This window comes from Bradyrhizobium sp., from assembly GCF_016462955.1.
Lineage (GTDB): Bacteria > Pseudomonadota > Alphaproteobacteria > Rhizobiales > Xanthobacteraceae > Bradyrhizobium.
The window spans coordinates 1-14,894 of the sequence record NZ_JAEMSD010000032.1 but is presented as its reverse complement, the minus strand read 5'-3'; the positions used below and the strand labels follow the sequence as shown (position 1 = coordinate 14,894).

The following is a 14,894-nucleotide window of genomic DNA, read 5'->3' as shown; positions in this document are numbered from 1 at the left end:
GCCGCAGGGGCTGCGCGTCACGACGCATGTCGCCGACGTCGCGATCGAGGATCATCTGAAGCGGTTTCGCGACGACCTCGCCGAGCAGCAGCTGACCGACAGGATCCATCTGTTGTTCAACAATGCCGGCATCGGCGGCGGCGGCAGCCTGTTCACCAACAGCCGCGAGCAATGGGAGCGCACCTTCAACATCTGCTGGGGCGGCGTCTATCTCGGCGTGCGCACCTTCCTGCCGATGCTGGTCGCAGCCGACGAGGCCCACATCGTCAACACCGCCAGCGTCAACGGCTTCTGGGCCTCGATCGGCATGAACCAGGCGCACACCGCCTACAGCGCGGCCAAGTTCGCGGTGAAGGGATTCACCGAAGCGCTGATCAACGACCTCCGCCTGCATGCGCCGCACGTCAAATGCTCGGTGGTGATGCCTGGACACATCGGCACCTCGATCGTCTCCAATTCGCGCAAGGTGCAGAGCGCCGACGGCTCGGAGCGGCTCAATGCCGACGAGGTGGCGCTGACCCGCAAGCGCATGGTGGCGGCCGGCGTGCCGGATGCGGACAAGATGTCGGACGACGACATCCAGGCGGTATTCGCCGAGCGCGCCCGCAGCTTCCTGGAGGATGCGCCGACGACGGCCGCCGAGGCGGCGAAGATCATCCTCGATGGGGTCAAGGCGGAGCGCTGGCGCATTCTGGTCGGCGAGGACGCAAGGCGCCTCGACGAGCGCGTGCGCGCCACGCCGGAGCAGGCCTATGACCGCGCCTTCTACGAAAGTTTTACGCAGGAGGTCGGCTGGCGGCTCGGTTGAGGCCGCCACGGGGGCGCGCGCATATAGGAATGATGCTTATCATCGCAAGAGGTGCGTCAGCAATTCTGCGTGCCAGCTCTTGCCAACGCTCGTGCTCACGCGAGCGGCCGCTGGAATGTCACGCATGCGACATGACGATGTTCAAGCGATGGTGATCTCAAACACCCGTCATCGCGTGCGCGGCAGCTTGGTCGGCGAACTGAAATGGTCTAATCAACCGAGGTAACGCGACGATATGAGCGTAGCTCCCGATGATGCCAGCATGCCTCTCCGACGACTGGACCCTTTGCCCGGAGCGAGAGGACATCTCCGCTGAGTTCACGCGGCTGCTCGCGGCGGCCCAGGAGGGCGGCGCCACGATCGCCGAATGCCTGATGATCGCGCGGCAGCTGAAGCGCGGCGATGACCAGTCGTGGCATCGCGCGTGGAAGAAGCTGGCGCATACCAACCGGCAGCGCGCCGAAGCTGCCTTCGCCGAGGGCCATCTGGCGAGCGCGCAGCGCAACTGGTTGCGCGCCATGAATTACTACGGTGCCGCCGCGATGCCGCTCGATCCCGCCGACGAGCGCCGCTGGGTCGCGGTGCTGGCGATGCAGGAATGCGCTCGCCGCTACCTCGCTGCGCGCAGCCCGGCTGGAGAGATGGTGACGGTGCCCTGGGTCGACGAGCATCCGCTGCGGGGCTATTTTCTTCCTGCGCCCTCGGCCAGCGGGCGGGCTCCGACCGTGATCTGCATCGGCGAACCCGGCCATCGCAAGGAAGAGTTCCTGTTCAAGCTCGTGCCGCATGCGCGCGAGCGCGGCTTCTCGATGCTGGCGCTCGACCTGTTCGGCGACGAGCGCGACGACTATCTCGATGCGTTGTTGCGGCGAGGCGACCTCGAGAGCGCGATCCCCGCCGTCATGGATTATCTGGAGACGCGCGCGGACGTCGATTTTGCCCGCGTCGGCATCATCGCCGACGGCTGGGGCTCGTCCTTCGTCGCGCGCGCGGTGATCCAGGAGCCGCGGCTGGCCGCGGCCGTCTGCGACGGCGGGCTGTGGGATCTGCACGAGCGGGCATTCTTTGCCAGCCGATTTGCGATGAGCGACCTCAGCATTGTCCCGGTGCCACATTCGCCCCTGATGGCGTCCGGCGCCAACTGTCCCGTGCTGATCACGCTGGGCGAGGACGGCTGGCTCAAGGCCGACCGGGCCCGCCAGTTGGTGCGCAACTCCCAGCTCGGCAGTTCGGACGTCAAGCTGAAGGTGTTTACCGCGGCGGAGACGGGCGCGGCTCAGGCGCATGCCGACAATCCGAGCCTTGCCAACGAATACATCTTCGACTGGCTGGAATCGCAGCTCGGCACCGCCGGGCGCGTCTAGGCCCCATCAAAGGCGCCCGCGTCAGAGATCCAGGCTCAGGCGGACGCAGGCCTTTTCCAGGCGGGTCTTCAGCGTCGCCAGCTTGGTGGTGAACTCGGTGAGCTCGGCCTCGTCGAACTCCTGGAAGACGAATTCCCTGATGGTCTTGTACTGATCGTGCAGGCTCGCCAGATGCTTCTGCGTCTTTTCGGTCAGCGACAGCCGGACCACGCGCGCGTCGGTCGGCGAGGGCCGACGGCGCAGCAGGCCCTTCTTCTCCAACAGCTTGGACTGGGTGGTAACGAAAGACGGGTCGACATGGAGGAGCTTGGACACGACGTTGACCGGGATGCCGTCGTCCTTGTCGAGGTCGGAGATGGCCATCAGGATCAGCCATTGCGGCCCGCTGATGCCGAGGGTTCGCGCCCAGAGCTGACGCAGCTCCTCGAGATACATGTTGATCGACGATATCTCCCAGGTGAAGCGCCTGATGATATCGAGATTGCCGATGGGGCGCAGGCGCGCTCCTTCTTTCCTCGTCGCGGACACAGCGTCACTCCGTGAACCGATCGCTCAGCTCGGTGTTCGTGGAAGGCCATAGTCCACGCAAGCCTGCTCTGACGCAAGTGCAGAGCAGGATAATTCCGTCACTAAAACTACAAAGATGATCAACTCACCTGTTCGGCCGGGCCTGCGTGGTGTTGCGCCCGTGGTACAGGTTTAGTGAAATCAAGAAGCTGATCTAATCATCTATGTTAATTAGGTAACAGCGCAGGCATATTGCCGCTTGACGGCGGGATATCTCGATCGTCCCGCTGCAGGTGGTTCGCTCACGTCCCTCGCCCCGAAAGCCGGTGAGGCCGAAAGCGCAAAGCGGCCGAGCGGATTTGAGATGCGGGACCTTGGGGGCCTCACGGTCCGGTCTTCCGCGAAATGAGCAAGTTGGAGGTTTCAAATGAGAGTGGTGAAGGGCCTTTTGCTCGGCACTGCGGCGGGTCTGATCGCCGTCGGCGGAGCGAAGGCGGCCGATCTTCCGGTCAAGGCCAAGGCGGTCGAGTACGTCAAGATCTGCACGCTGTACGGCGCCGGCTTCTACTATATCCCCGGCAGCGACACCTGCATCAAGCTGGGCGGTTACCTCCGTGCCGAAGTGGCGCTGAACGCCGGCGGAAACTACAACGGCCAGTACAACGGCGTGTCCGCGGCCAACAACCGCCTGGGTAACTACTACTCGATGCGTGCTCGTCAGGATCTCAACATCGATACGCGCACCGCGACCGAGTACGGCGTGGTGCGAACCTATTTCGATGCGGTCTTCACCTGGACGACCGGCAGCTACGCCGGCACCGGTTCTGCCACGGGTGCGACCGCCTACAGTGCCACGACGGCCAGCAACCCGTCGGACGGCGGCATCTCTGGCGGTGCGCTCGGCGTCTATTATGCCTTCATCCAGTTCGCCGGCTTCACCATGGGTAAGGCGGTGTCGCAGTTCGACGCGCCCTGGGTCAACTATCCCGGCAACAATTTCGACCAGTTGGTCGGCGGCAGCGGCTCGACCAACGGCGTCGCCCAGTTCTCCTACACCGCCGATTTCGGCCAGGGCGTGACGGCGACGATCTCGGCGCAGGACCAGACCCAGGTGTTCCAGACCAACATCTGGAACACGGCCGGCATGAGCACCACCGGTGTCCTCGGCGGCGCCTACGGCTCGAATGATATCGGCGGCAGCCGGTCGCCCGACATCGTCGGCACCGTCCGCGTCGACCAGGCCTGGGGCATGTTCCAGGCGTCGGTTGCCGCGCATGACAATCACGTCGGCTATTACGGCGCCACTGAAGTCACCGGTCATCCCGAAGACAAGTGGGGCTGGGCCGTCCAGCTTGCTCTGTCGATCAAGAACATTCCGACCGGCGCCGGCGACGTGATCAACATCTCGGGCGTCTACACCGACGGCGCGAGCCGCTACAATTTCCAGTCCCTGGCGGCGACCAGCTACTCGATGTTCGGCAGCTCGAACGCCGCCTATCAGAGCATCGGCTTCGCCGGCGTCTCCGATGCGGTGTTCGGCCCCGGCGGCGGCCTCGAGCTGACGAAGACCTACGGCTTCCGCGGTGCCTACACCCACAATTGGAGCCCGTACTGGAACACGGCGCTCTACGGCGCCTGGGCTGCGGTCAACTACAGCGGCACGGCGAAGGGCTTGATCTGCGGCAGTGCTGCGTTCGCCACCCTGACCGGCACCTGCAATCCGGACTTCAACATCGGTCAGGTCGGCGTCATCACCCGCTGGACGCCGCTGAAGGGACTGACCTTCTCGGCCGACTTCACCTACAGCCACCTCGACCAGAAATATTCGGGCGTGATCGCGACCGGTGCGCTGACGAGCGTCGCCAAGCCGGCGGCGACCTACGAGCTGAAGGACCAGGACACCTACAGCCTGCTGCTACGCGCTCAGCGCAACTGGTAAGCCGTGCAGGTTTTCGATCGGACATGGCCCCGGCGGGACACCGCCGGGGCTTTTTCGCGGACCTTGGCTACCCTACGTCGCCCGTGCGGCGCACGAAGACGAGCCATGCGATTCAATCGGCACGGATTAATTTACTTACATGAGTTACTAAGCTATATAGCTCTCGGCCACATACGAAAGTTGCGGCTCTTAGCTTCACGCTAAGCCTCCAGAAACCTCCGGCGATGCCCCGCCGGAGGTTTTTTTCGGATGGCGCAGCATCAACTGCGTATCACGCGAGCGCGCGCGTTCGGCCGGTAGGCGAGGCGGCTGTGGCCGGCGCAATAGGGCTGGCCGTCGGGTGCGGTGTTGCCGCAGAAACAGAAATCGTCCGCGCCCGGCGTCGAGATCGGCCACCGGCAGCGGTTCTCGGACAATTCCAGCAGCGAGCAGCGATTGGTCTCGTCGATCGGACCGCTGACCGCGGGCCCGGCCGTCTCGCCATAGATCGTGGCGAGCATCTCGTATTGCAGCCGCGGTACGGCCTTGCGCCCCCGCGACGGCGACAGTCCTTTGTCCTGGACCTTGCGGTCGTCGATGGTCCGGCCGCGCGTCAGATTGAGCCGCGACAGCTTGCCGATCACGGCGTTGCGGCTGACGCCGATGTCGGCGGCGATCTCGCGACAGGAAAGGCCGGCATCGAAGTGCTGCTTCAGGAGTTCGATTCGTTCGTCGGTCCAGGTGGGTGAGAGAACAGGCATTGTCGGCGGTCCCAGGTTGCAGATGTCGGCCATCCGCTGTCTCGAGATCCGTCCGCCTCACGTCCCGGCGCGCGCTCACGTCCTGCCATTGTCGCGGATCGACAGAAGCCCGTCCTTGATGGCGAGACGGATGCCTTCCTCGATCAATGTCCGTGCGACGCCGGGAACGCTGGTGCCGTGGGTGCCCTGTCTCACCAGCTTCTCCAGATAGGCGATGGTCGAGAGCGCCAAGGTAACGGGAATGCGGTCAGTCTCGGCTTTTTCGGTGGCCATGGCCGAACGCTAGCCTCTTACTCGGGTACATAAAAGTAACGATTAAGACTCTATTTAGGTTCGGGGGTGGAAGTCAAATCAGCCCGAAGGCGGCAGCTCATCCGACTGGAATTGCTCGAGAATTTTGACGCGCTGCGGCGCGCCGCGGGAATGACACGCGGCGGTCCGTTGTCGATAGGTCCGGGAACGGGCGCGGCGGCTCAGCCGTGCACGATCGTCTTCTCGATCATGCAATGGATGCCCTTGGCGCCGTTGACGGTCTGGGTCACCCGGAGATCGGCGGCCAGGCTGCACAGCGTGTAGGCGTCCTCGCGCGACAGATTTCGCGTCTCGCCAAGCAGAGCGATCATGTCGCGTAGCGCGCGCACCACGCACTGGTCGAGATCGGGATCCATCGCCATGGTCATGTAGTGCGTCGCCGTTTCGGCGCGGGGGTAGTCGAGCCTGAGGTCCTTGCGCAGCGTCAGGCGGAAGCGGCCCCGGAGCGCGGTCTCGATCGCGGTGACGCAAACCTCGCCGTCACCCTGAACGCCGTGGCCGTCGCCGCAGGAGAACATTGCGCCCGGCACGAACACCGGCAGGTAGAGCGTCGCACCCGCACCCAGCTCCTTGTTGTCGAGATTGCCGCCCATCGTACGCGGGATCAGCGATGAGATGCGGCCCCAGGCCGGCGGTGGCGACACGCCCATCACGCCGAAGAACGGCTTGAGCGGCAGGTCGAGGCCCCACGGCAGGCGCGCGACCATCCGCGACCGGTCGAGCGGAATGTTCAGGATGCGCGTCTCGTGGAAATCGTCGGGCAGGGTGCCCGACAGAGGCCTGATCATGTTCCAGCCCCAATCCTGCCGGAGCTCGACGTCGAGGATCTCGACCGCGAGCACGTCGCCTGGCTCTGCGCCCTCGACCGCGATCGGGCCGGTGAGGATGTGGCCGGGCAGCATGCGCTCGTTCCTGGCATGAACCTCGTGCATCTCGGGCGGAATATGAAATTTGTCAGGGTCGGGCAGCAGGTCCGGGCCGCCGCTGATCGTGTCGACCGTCACCTGGTCGCCGCTCTTGACGGTGAGGACGGGTCGAAGCGCGGCTTCGAAGAAGCCCCAATGGCAGGTTTCGGGGCTGGAATGCAGGTGATGATGGGTCATGTGCCGCGTCCGTTCGGTTTCATCGGCCGCGGGCTTGACCCGGCGATCGATCCTCTTCCAAGAAGATTTCTAGAGATGGCGGGGCCGGTCAAGCCCCGCACCGGCAGGCCGGTAGATTCCAGCGAGGCTCCCCTGTTTTTCGTTCTGTCCAAGACCCTCGGCGTCGCGCTGCTGCCGATCAATCTGCTGGTCGAGCTCGGAATCCTGTCCGTCGTGCTGATGATGACGCGCTTTGCCGCGTTCGGCCGCAGGCTTGCCGTGATCACGCTGGTGCTGCTGGGGCTCGCGGCATTCTCGCCGCTGGGCAATTTCCTGCTCTATCCGCTGGAGTCGCGCTTTCCCGTGTGGGATGCGTCGCGCGGCGCGCCCGACGGCATCATCGTGCTGGGCGGCTCCGTCGACACCAATCTGTCGGGGGCGCACCGCACGCCGGTCGTCGCGCACGCCGCCGATCGTCTGTTTGCGCCGGCCGAGCTCGCGCGCCGCTATCCGAACGCGCGCATCGTCTTCACCGGAGGCTCGGCGAACCTGGTTTCGAGCGAGGCGAGGGAGGCAGACTATTCCGCGCCGATCCTGGAAACTCTCGGCATCGCGAAGGAGCGCCTGATCCTCGAGCGCGACTCCCGCAACACCTGGGAGAATGCAATCTTCACGAAGGTGCTGGTGAAGCCGAAGCCGGGGGAGCGCTGGCTGCTGGTGACGTCGGCCTTCCACATGCCGCGCTCGATGGGAATCTTCCGCGCGGCCGGGTTTGACGTCGAGGCGTATCCCGTGGACTGGCGGAGGGGCGGCCGCGACGATCTTTTCTCCTTCACCAACATGGCTGCGGACGGCTTGCGCCGAACCGAAGTCGCGGTGCGCGAGTGGATCGGCCTCGTGTCCTACCGTCTGATGGGCCGGACCCGCGAGTTGCTTCCTGGACCCGCGAGGGACTAGAACGAGGATCGCACAACACGAACATGCGGCGTGCCATGCCGCGGCCGGAGGAAGCCATGCAACAGCAGAGCGCAGACAGGATCGATCTCGCCGGCCTCGTCGCCGATCTGAACAGCCTCTTGCGGCTGAAGACCACGGTGATCGGCATGAAGCTGTTCGCGAGCGTCGCGGAGATGGAGGCGATCCCGAAAATCCGGCGGCCGAACGCGGTCCACACCACCGACCAGATCGTCAGCATGGCGGCGCGTCTCGGCTGGACCGTCGGCATCACCGCCGACGACCTCGTCGGCGCGCAGTGCCGCGCGGTGATCGGCCTTGCACCGCAGGACGAGACATGGCTCGCCGGCGCAAACTATGTCGGCGTGTGGCACGGCACGGCGGAGGACGCACGCAGGCGGCAGGAGGCGCTGGACGTGGTGCCGTTCGGCCATTACCAGGCGCTCGCCGTCAGTCCGCTCGCGAGCGGCCGGCTCGATCCGCCCGACATCTGCCTCGTCTATGCAACGCCGGGGCAGATGATCATCCTGATCAACGGGCTGCAATATACCGGCTACAAGAAGTTCGAATGGGGCGTGGTCGGCGAGACCGCTTGCGCAGATTCCTGGGGGCGGGCGCTCAAGACGGGGGAGCCCAGCCTGTCCTTGCCATGCTATGCCGAACGGCGCTATGGCGGCGTGCCGGACGAGGAGATGCTGATGGCGCTGAAGCCCGCGCATCTCGCCAAGGCAATCGAGGGCATAAAGGCGCTGGCGAAGAACGGCCTGCGCTATCCGATCCCGCCCTATGGCATTCAAAGCGACGTCCGTGCCGGCATGGGCGTGAGCTACGCGAAGAAGTAAGGGACGAGCATGAGCGCTGCGAAATTCGACATCGTCGTCTACGGTGCGACCGGTTTCACCGGCCAGCTCGTCGCCGAATACCTGGCGGCGCATTACAGGGACGACAAGGCGTTGACCTGGGCGATGGCGGGCCGCAGCCTCGACAAGCTGAAATCGGTGCGCGATGCGATTGGCGCGCCCGCCGATACGCCGCTGATCGTGGCGGATGCCTCCGACGCGGCCTCGCTGAAGGCGATGGTGGCGCAGACGAGGTCGGTGATCACGACGGTCGGGCCGTACCAGTTCTACGGCGAGGATCTGCTCGCTGCCTGCGTCGCCGCGGGCGTGGATTATTTCGATCTCTGTGGCGAGCCGGTCTGGATGCGGCAGATGATCGACAAGTACGAGGCGGCGGCCAAGGCGAGCGGCGCGCGCATCGTGTTCTCCTGCGGCTATGATTCCGTGCCGTTCGAACTCGGCACGTTCTTCGTGCAGGAAGAGGCGAGGCGCGTGTTCGGCGCACCGGCCGCGCGCGTGAAGGGCCGTGTGCGCGACATGCGCGGCACGCTGTCGGGCGGGACCGCGGCGAGTGCGAAGGCGACCTTCGATGCGGTCGCCAAGGACCTCAGCCTGGTCGCCATCCTCAACGATCATTTCGCGTTGACGCCGGGCTTCACCGGCCCGAAGCAGCCGAAGGGGAACAGGGCAGCCTACGAGGAGGACCTGCAATCCTGGGCGGCGCCGTTCATGATGGCGCTGATCAACACCCGCAACGTCCACCGCTCCAATATGCTGATGGGTTTTCCCTACGGCCGCGAGTTCGTCTACGACGAGATGGTGCTGACCGGTCCCGGCGAGAAGGGCGAGGCCAACGCCAAGCGCGTGATGGCTGCCAACGCCGAGAAGACTGGCCCGAACGCACCGAAGCCGGGCGAGGGCCCCTCGAAGGAGGAGCGCGAGAACGGCCTGTTCGATCTGCTCTATGTCGCCATCGCGCCGGATGGCCGCATGGTCCGCGCCGGCGTCACCGGCGACCGCGACCCAGGCTACGGCTCGACCTCCAAGATGATCTCGGAATGCGCGATCTGCCTGCTGCGCGACGCGGCTGATGTTCCCGCCGGCTTCTGGACGCCGGGAGCCGCGATGCAGCACAAGCTCATCAAGCGGCTGCAGGACAATGCGGGGCTGACGTTCCGAGTGGAGAAATAGAGCCTAGGCGTCCTCGTCGACCTTGATCTTGTAGGCCTGCGCGGCCGCGATCATGCCCCACATCGCGCCCAGCATCATCCAGAAGTGGCGCCAGTGGTCGGTGTCGATCACGAGGCTTTCACCGACCGTGCCGAGGAACGCGGAGAAGATCGCGATATAGGCAGGCTGCCAGGGCACGCGCACGAAGACGTGGCGGAAGCCCATGATCACCGTTGTGAAGACCAGCGCGGGATAGCAAACGCCCGAAAGCCAGCCGCCGGACATGAAGGCGTTGAGGTAGGAGTTGTGGGTGTCCTCGGGGAAATAGCGGTTGAATTGTAGTGGACCGATGCCGAACGGCAGATCGAGCGCCATCTCCGCACCGAGGATGTGCCGGCCGAACCGGCCGAAGCGGCCTTCGTCGTAGCTCTGGTCGAAGCTCGCGCGCTGCTTGAACATTTCGGCGGTGGCATCGAACGACAGCAGTACCGCAATGAGCGCGAGGCCCAGCACCGCGGCGACGATCGCCATGACGATGATGCGCGAGCGCTGCGCGTTGGTGCGGCTGGTCAGCACCATCAGCGCCAGCATGAAGGCGGAGGTCAGCACCAGGCCGCCCCAGGCGGCGCGGGAGAAGGCGAGCAGGATCGCCAGCGACATGATGCCGAAGGCGATGACGTTGCGGAGCGCCCTGGCCAGCTTGTCCGAGACCACGCTCTGGAGCGCAAACAGTGCCGGCAGGATCAGGAAGGCGCCGAGCACGTTCGGGTCCTTGAATGTGCCGCGCGCGCGGCCGTAGAGCGTTAGGAGATCGGTGCCGCCGGGCACCAGGTGGAAGTATCCGGCGATCGCCAGCAGCGAAGCGACCATCGCGCCGGCCACGAGACCGCGGCGCAGCATATCGAGCCGCGCCGCGGTGTCCTCCGAAACGACCATCGCGAAAAACACGACGGTTACAGCCATGTACCAGGAGGTCGCGATCCAGGTCGCCACCGCCGACTGATCGAACAGCGGGATCGCGCTGATCGTGTAGCCGACATTGAGAAGGACCAGTATCAGCACCAGCGGCATCAGCACGAGCTTCAGGCGCAGGCCGGTGGCAAAGAAGGTGACCGTCGCGAGCAGCGTCGCGATCTCGTAGGGGCTGGGCTCGATGAAGACGATCGCGCCGGAGGCGCCGACCAGCCACACCAGCGCGCGCTGCAGCGCCAGCACGCCGGGCGCAGCGGGCGCCGTTACGTTCACTCCACCGGCTGTTGCCGCATACGCCATCACGCGCCCATACGCTTACGCTACTCGTCATCACACAACACTTCTGCCGTCATGCCCCGCGAAGGCGGGGCATCCAGTACGCCGCGCTGTCAGTGGCGACGTTCGCCGCCGGCGTTTACTGGATCACCCGGCCAAGCCGGGTGATGACAGCGCGTTCCTGGCGCATTCAGTCTCAATACGCGTTCTCGTTCTTGGTCAGCAGCGAGATCGGCGTCTTCAGGAGAATGACGAGGTCGAACAGCACCGACCAGTTCTCGATGTAATAGAGATCGAACTCGACGCGTTTCTGGATCTTCTCTTCGTTGTCGATCTCGCCTCGCCAGCCGTTGATCTGCGCCCAACCGGTGATGCCTGGCTTGACGCGGTGACGGGCGAAATAGCCGTCGACGGCTTCGTCGAACAGGCGGCTCTGGAGCTTGCCCTGCACGGCATGCGGGCGGGGGCCAACCAGCGAGAGATTGCCTGAAAACACCACGTTGAAGAGCTGCGGCAGTTCGTCCAGGCTGGTCTTGCGGATGAAGCGGCCGACGCGGGTGACGCGCGGATCGTTCTTGGTCACGACCTTGGCGGCGGTCGGATCCGTCTCATGGTGATACATCGAGCGGAACTTGTAGACGTCGATGCGCTCGTTGTTGAAGCCGAAGCGCTTCTGGCGGAACAACACCGGGCCGGGACTGTCTAGCTTCACTGCGAGCGCGACGAGGCCCATCACCGGCAGCGCGGCGAGCAGCGCGAGGCTGCCGACGACGCGGTCGAACAGCCATTTCATCACGAGGTCCCAGTCGGTGATCGGGGCCTCGAACACGTCGAGCGTCGGCACCTTGCCGAGATAGGAATAGGAGCGGGGACGGAAGCGCAGCTTGTTGGTGTGTGCGGACAGACGAATGTCGACCGGCAGCACCCAGAGCTTCTTCAGCATTTCCAGGATGCGCGTCTCGGCCGAGATCGGCAGCGCGAACAGCACGAGATCGACGCGGGTGCGGCGGGCGAACTCGACGATGTCGTCGACCTTGCCGAGCTTGCGCGCGCCGGCGCAGGTGTCGAGCGCGCGGCTGTCGTTACGGTCGTCGAACACGCCGAGCACGTCAATGTCGGAATCCTCCTGCGCCTTCAGCGCCTCGACCAACTGCTCGCCGTTGCTGTCGGAGCCGACGATGATGGTGCGGCGGTCGAGCCGGCCCTCGCGCGCCCAGCCGCGCACCATCGAGCGCAGCACCAGGCGCTCGACCATCAGTGCCGCGAGCCCGAGGACATAGAAAGCGGCAGCCCATAGCCGCGATACCTCGCTGCCGAACTTGGCGAAGAACGAGATGCCGATGAACAGCAGGAAAACGAACGACCAGGACGAGATCATCCGTGTCATCTGCCGTAGCTGCCCACGGAACAGCTGCACCTGGTAGATATCCGCGGCCTGGAAGCAGACCACGGCGGCCACGGCGATGGCGACGACCGCCGCAGGATAGACCCAGCTGAAGGCGCCGGCGAGCGGCATGACGTAACCGAGATAGAGCGCAATGCCGACGAGGCTGAGCAGCGCGAAGTCGGCGAGGCGAACGAAGCCCGCGATCACGATCGGTGAATAGGCGCGTGCGACCTTCTGGTTGACGACCTCGAGCGCCGCAGGCGACAGCCGACGCCGGCGCTCGACAAAGGGCTGGCCATCAGGCTTTGCCGCGGCGCTGGCCGCGGCGTCGAGCATCAAGCGTGCGTTGAGCGGTTCCACGGGCTTCCACGTCCATTCCAAAATCCGCCGCACGGCCTTGCGCGCCCGGGCAAGCATCCCCCGGCGTCTGGATTATCGGACAAATCGGAAGATTTTCTAAAGCGCGCTTAAGAATGGTTAATGGTTGGTGAATGCGTCGCGATAGCCGGCGAGCACGCCCTCGACCATCGCGGCCTGCGAGAAGTGCGCCGAGATGCGATCGCGCAAGGACACCGCACGCTGCGCGGTCTTCTGCGGATCGTCGAGTGCCGCGGCGATCGCCTCCGCCATGGCTTCGGAATTGCTCGCCGCGAACAGGGCCGGGCTTTCGGCGCCGAAGATCTCCGGGATGCCGCCGATGCGGGATGCGATCATGGGAATGCCGGCGGCACCCGCTTCGATCACGACATAGGGCATCGAATCGCCGCGCGAGGGGACGACCAGGAGCCGGCCCTTGGAGAAGCCGTAGCGCGCCTTGACGTGGCCGATGAAGCGGATCGCAGCGGTGAGGCCGAGCCTTTCGACCTGGGCCTTCAAGGCGGCCGTCTCCTCGCCGTCGCCGCCGAGGGTCAGCGTGACCTTCTTGCCTCCCTCGTGCAGGCGCGCCACGGCATCGACCAGGAGGTCGGCTCCCTTGATGTGCCTGAACTCGCCGACATAGCAGAGGTCGGTGGCATCGTCGGCGGTGACGACAGGCTCGAACTCCTCGGGCGTGACGCCGTTGAAGACGCAACGCACCACGCCTTTGGGCGTCCCGACGATGCGCTGATAGGTGTCGCGGGCGAAGGCGCTCTCGAACAGGAACAAATCCGTCGAACCCATCAGCGCGCGCTCGAGCCGCGCGTAGAACTCGCCCTTGAAGGTGTTGAGCGGATAATGCAGCGAGCCGCCATGCGGGGTGTAGATGCGGATGGTGTCATCGGAGCGCCGACGCATGCGGATGAAGGCGCCGGCCTTGGCGCCGTGGCCGTGCAGCACATCGGGCTCGAGCGCGGCAATCAGCCGCCGCATGCGAAGCCAGACCAGGACGTCGTCGGGTGATGGTTCGCGGCGGATGGCCATGCGGTGAACGCCGAGCTTCAGTCGCGGTGCGAGTTCGGCCAGCGCCTTGTCGGCGCGCTCGCCGCCGGTGAGGCTGTCGGCGAGGATGCCGACGTGATGGCCGCGGTCGACCTGGCCGTTGGCGACGTCGAGGATATGGCGGAAGATTCCGCCGACCGGAGCGCGCACGGCGTGCAGGATGCGAAGCGGCCGGTCGGGAGAGGGGGGCATGATCAAACCACTCGACGGCGACTGCCGAACAATCCTTGCGAAATAATCGAGACGGATTAAGGGGCCTCGTAGTTAACAAATGGTGACGAGCCTGCATGCACTGCTCGCCGCCGGATGCCCGGATTAACACAGCAGCAACCTTAATGGAGTGTAATCGCCGCGGTGAGGTAGAGTCGCAGCGTTGCCCTGCGGGAGTGTTCGATGCGTTTAGCGTTCTGGCGTGCCGGCAAGGACAAGGCGTTGATCGCGCGGGTCGTCGCGAAGCCGAAAGCCAAAGCCGCGCCCAAGGTCCAAACAGAGTTCGAAGCAAAGGCCGAGGCCGAGGTCGACGCAAAGGTCGAAGCAAAGCCGGCGCGCGTTGCCGACAAGCCCGCGCAAATCGAGTCCGGAGACATCGATCTGCATGCGCTCGGTGCGGCCTTGGCGCGCAAGCGCCGCTGGATCATCGTGCCGACGGTGCTGGCGCTCGTCGCTTCCCTCGCCATCGTCAATTTCATCACGCCCCGCTACAAGTCCGAAGCGCGCATCCTGGTCGACGGCCGTGAGAACGTGTTTCTGCGCCCGAACAGCGACCGCGTCGAGGAGCGGCAGGCGCTCGATGCCGAGGCGGTCACCAGCCAGGTGCAGTTGGTGCTGTCGCGCGATCTCGCGCGCGAGATCATCAAGAAGAACAAGCTAGCCGAGCGACCCGAATTCGACCCGGTCCTGCAGGGCGTCTCGCCGCTGAAATCGCTTGCCGCGCTGATCGGTATCGTCCGCGATCCGTTCGCGATGACGCCGGAAGAGCGCGTGCTCGATGCCTATTACGAACGTCTTCAGGCCTACGCGGTCGACAAGTCGCGCGTCATCGTGGTCGAGTTTCAGTCCGCCGATCCCGAGCTTGCCGCGCGCGTCGCCAATTCGATCGCCGACGGCTATCTTGTCCTGCAGCAG

The 14,894-nt window shown here is 65.1% G+C and carries 14 protein-coding genes; 7 read left to right on the top strand and 7 right to left on the bottom strand.

The window, feature by feature from the left end:
* Together JHD07_RS05970 and JHD07_RS05965 are read left to right on the top strand one after the other, a co-directional pair.
* Positions 1–808: SDR family NAD(P)-dependent oxidoreductase (locus tag JHD07_RS05970; RefSeq protein WP_291620012.1), on the top strand; the 808-nt coding region annotated here is incomplete at its 5' end.
* 251 nt (positions 809–1,059) lie between these two features.
* Entirely contained in the window at positions 1,060–2,172 is a 1,113-nt protein-coding gene (locus tag JHD07_RS05965; protein ID WP_291620010.1) for a dienelactone hydrolase, read from the top strand.
* A 21-nt stretch (positions 2,173–2,193) separates the two neighbouring features.
* On the opposite strand, the gene JHD07_RS05960 is transcribed toward JHD07_RS05965, so the two are convergent.
* Positions 2,194–2,700, bottom strand: a complete 507-nt coding sequence (locus tag JHD07_RS05960) for a MarR family transcriptional regulator (RefSeq protein WP_291620008.1) — start codon at positions 2,698–2,700, stop codon at positions 2,194–2,196.
* A gap of 406 nt (positions 2,701–3,106) precedes the next feature.
* Between JHD07_RS05960 and JHD07_RS05955 the strand changes: the two genes are divergently transcribed.
* Entirely contained in the window at positions 3,107–4,618 is a 1,512-nt protein-coding gene (locus JHD07_RS05955; protein ID WP_291620006.1) for a porin, read from the top strand.
* A 260-nt stretch (positions 4,619–4,878) separates the two neighbouring features.
* On the opposite strand, the gene JHD07_RS05950 is transcribed toward JHD07_RS05955, so the two are convergent.
* From JHD07_RS05950 to JHD07_RS05940, 3 genes are all read right to left on the bottom strand, one after another.
* Positions 4,879–5,358, bottom strand: a complete 480-nt coding sequence (locus JHD07_RS05950) for a GcrA family cell cycle regulator (protein ID WP_291620004.1) — start codon at positions 5,356–5,358, stop codon at positions 4,879–4,881.
* A gap of 75 nt (positions 5,359–5,433) precedes the next feature.
* Positions 5,434–5,631, bottom strand: coding sequence for a hypothetical protein (locus tag JHD07_RS05945; protein ID WP_024341172.1), 198 nt, complete (start codon positions 5,629–5,631; stop codon positions 5,434–5,436).
* A gap of 200 nt (positions 5,632–5,831) precedes the next feature.
* Positions 5,832–6,773, bottom strand: coding sequence for an acetamidase/formamidase family protein (locus JHD07_RS05940; protein ID WP_291619997.1), 942 nt, complete (start codon positions 6,771–6,773; stop codon positions 5,832–5,834).
* 168 nt (positions 6,774–6,941) lie between these two features.
* On the opposite strand from JHD07_RS05940, the gene JHD07_RS05935 reads away from it, so the two are divergent.
* The 3 genes from JHD07_RS05935 to JHD07_RS05925 are packed head-to-tail and all read left to right on the top strand — an operon-like array spanning position 6,942 to position 9,736.
* Positions 6,942–7,709, top strand: coding sequence for a YdcF family protein (locus JHD07_RS05935; protein ID WP_291620038.1), 768 nt, complete (start codon positions 6,942–6,944; stop codon positions 7,707–7,709).
* 56 nt (positions 7,710–7,765) lie between these two features.
* Entirely contained in the window at positions 7,766–8,548 is a 783-nt protein-coding gene (locus JHD07_RS05930) for a DUF169 domain-containing protein (protein ID WP_291619995.1), read from the top strand.
* A gap of 9 nt (positions 8,549–8,557) precedes the next feature.
* Complete coding sequence (locus tag JHD07_RS05925) at positions 8,558–9,736, top strand: saccharopine dehydrogenase NADP-binding domain-containing protein (RefSeq protein ID WP_291619993.1); 1,179 nt, start codon at positions 8,558–8,560, stop codon at positions 9,734–9,736.
* Positions 9,737–9,739: 3 nt separating this feature from the next.
* Here the strand turns inward: JHD07_RS05925 and JHD07_RS05920 are convergent, their stop codons facing one another.
* The 3 genes from JHD07_RS05920 to JHD07_RS05910 all read right to left on the bottom strand — a co-directional run bounded on the left by JHD07_RS05920 (position 9,740) and on the right by JHD07_RS05910 (position 13,961).
* The gene (locus tag JHD07_RS05920; RefSeq protein WP_291619991.1) at positions 9,740–10,987 is read right to left on the bottom strand and encodes an O-antigen ligase family protein; all 1,248 of its coding nucleotides are present in this window, start codon (positions 10,985–10,987) and stop codon (positions 9,740–9,742) included.
* A gap of 172 nt (positions 10,988–11,159) precedes the next feature.
* Entirely contained in the window at positions 11,160–12,710 is a 1,551-nt protein-coding gene (locus JHD07_RS05915; protein ID WP_291619988.1) for an undecaprenyl-phosphate glucose phosphotransferase, read from the bottom strand.
* Positions 12,711–12,827: 117 nt separating this feature from the next.
* Positions 12,828–13,961 carry a glycosyltransferase family 4 protein gene (locus JHD07_RS05910; protein WP_291619986.1) on the bottom strand — a complete coding sequence of 378 codons (1,134 nt, stop codon included), beginning with the start codon at positions 13,959–13,961 and terminating at the stop codon, positions 12,828–12,830.
* Between the two features lie 201 nt (positions 13,962–14,162).
* Between JHD07_RS05910 and JHD07_RS05905 the strand changes: the two genes are divergently transcribed.
* Positions 14,163–14,894: Wzz/FepE/Etk N-terminal domain-containing protein (locus JHD07_RS05905; RefSeq protein WP_291619984.1), on the top strand; the 732-nt coding region annotated here is incomplete at its 3' end.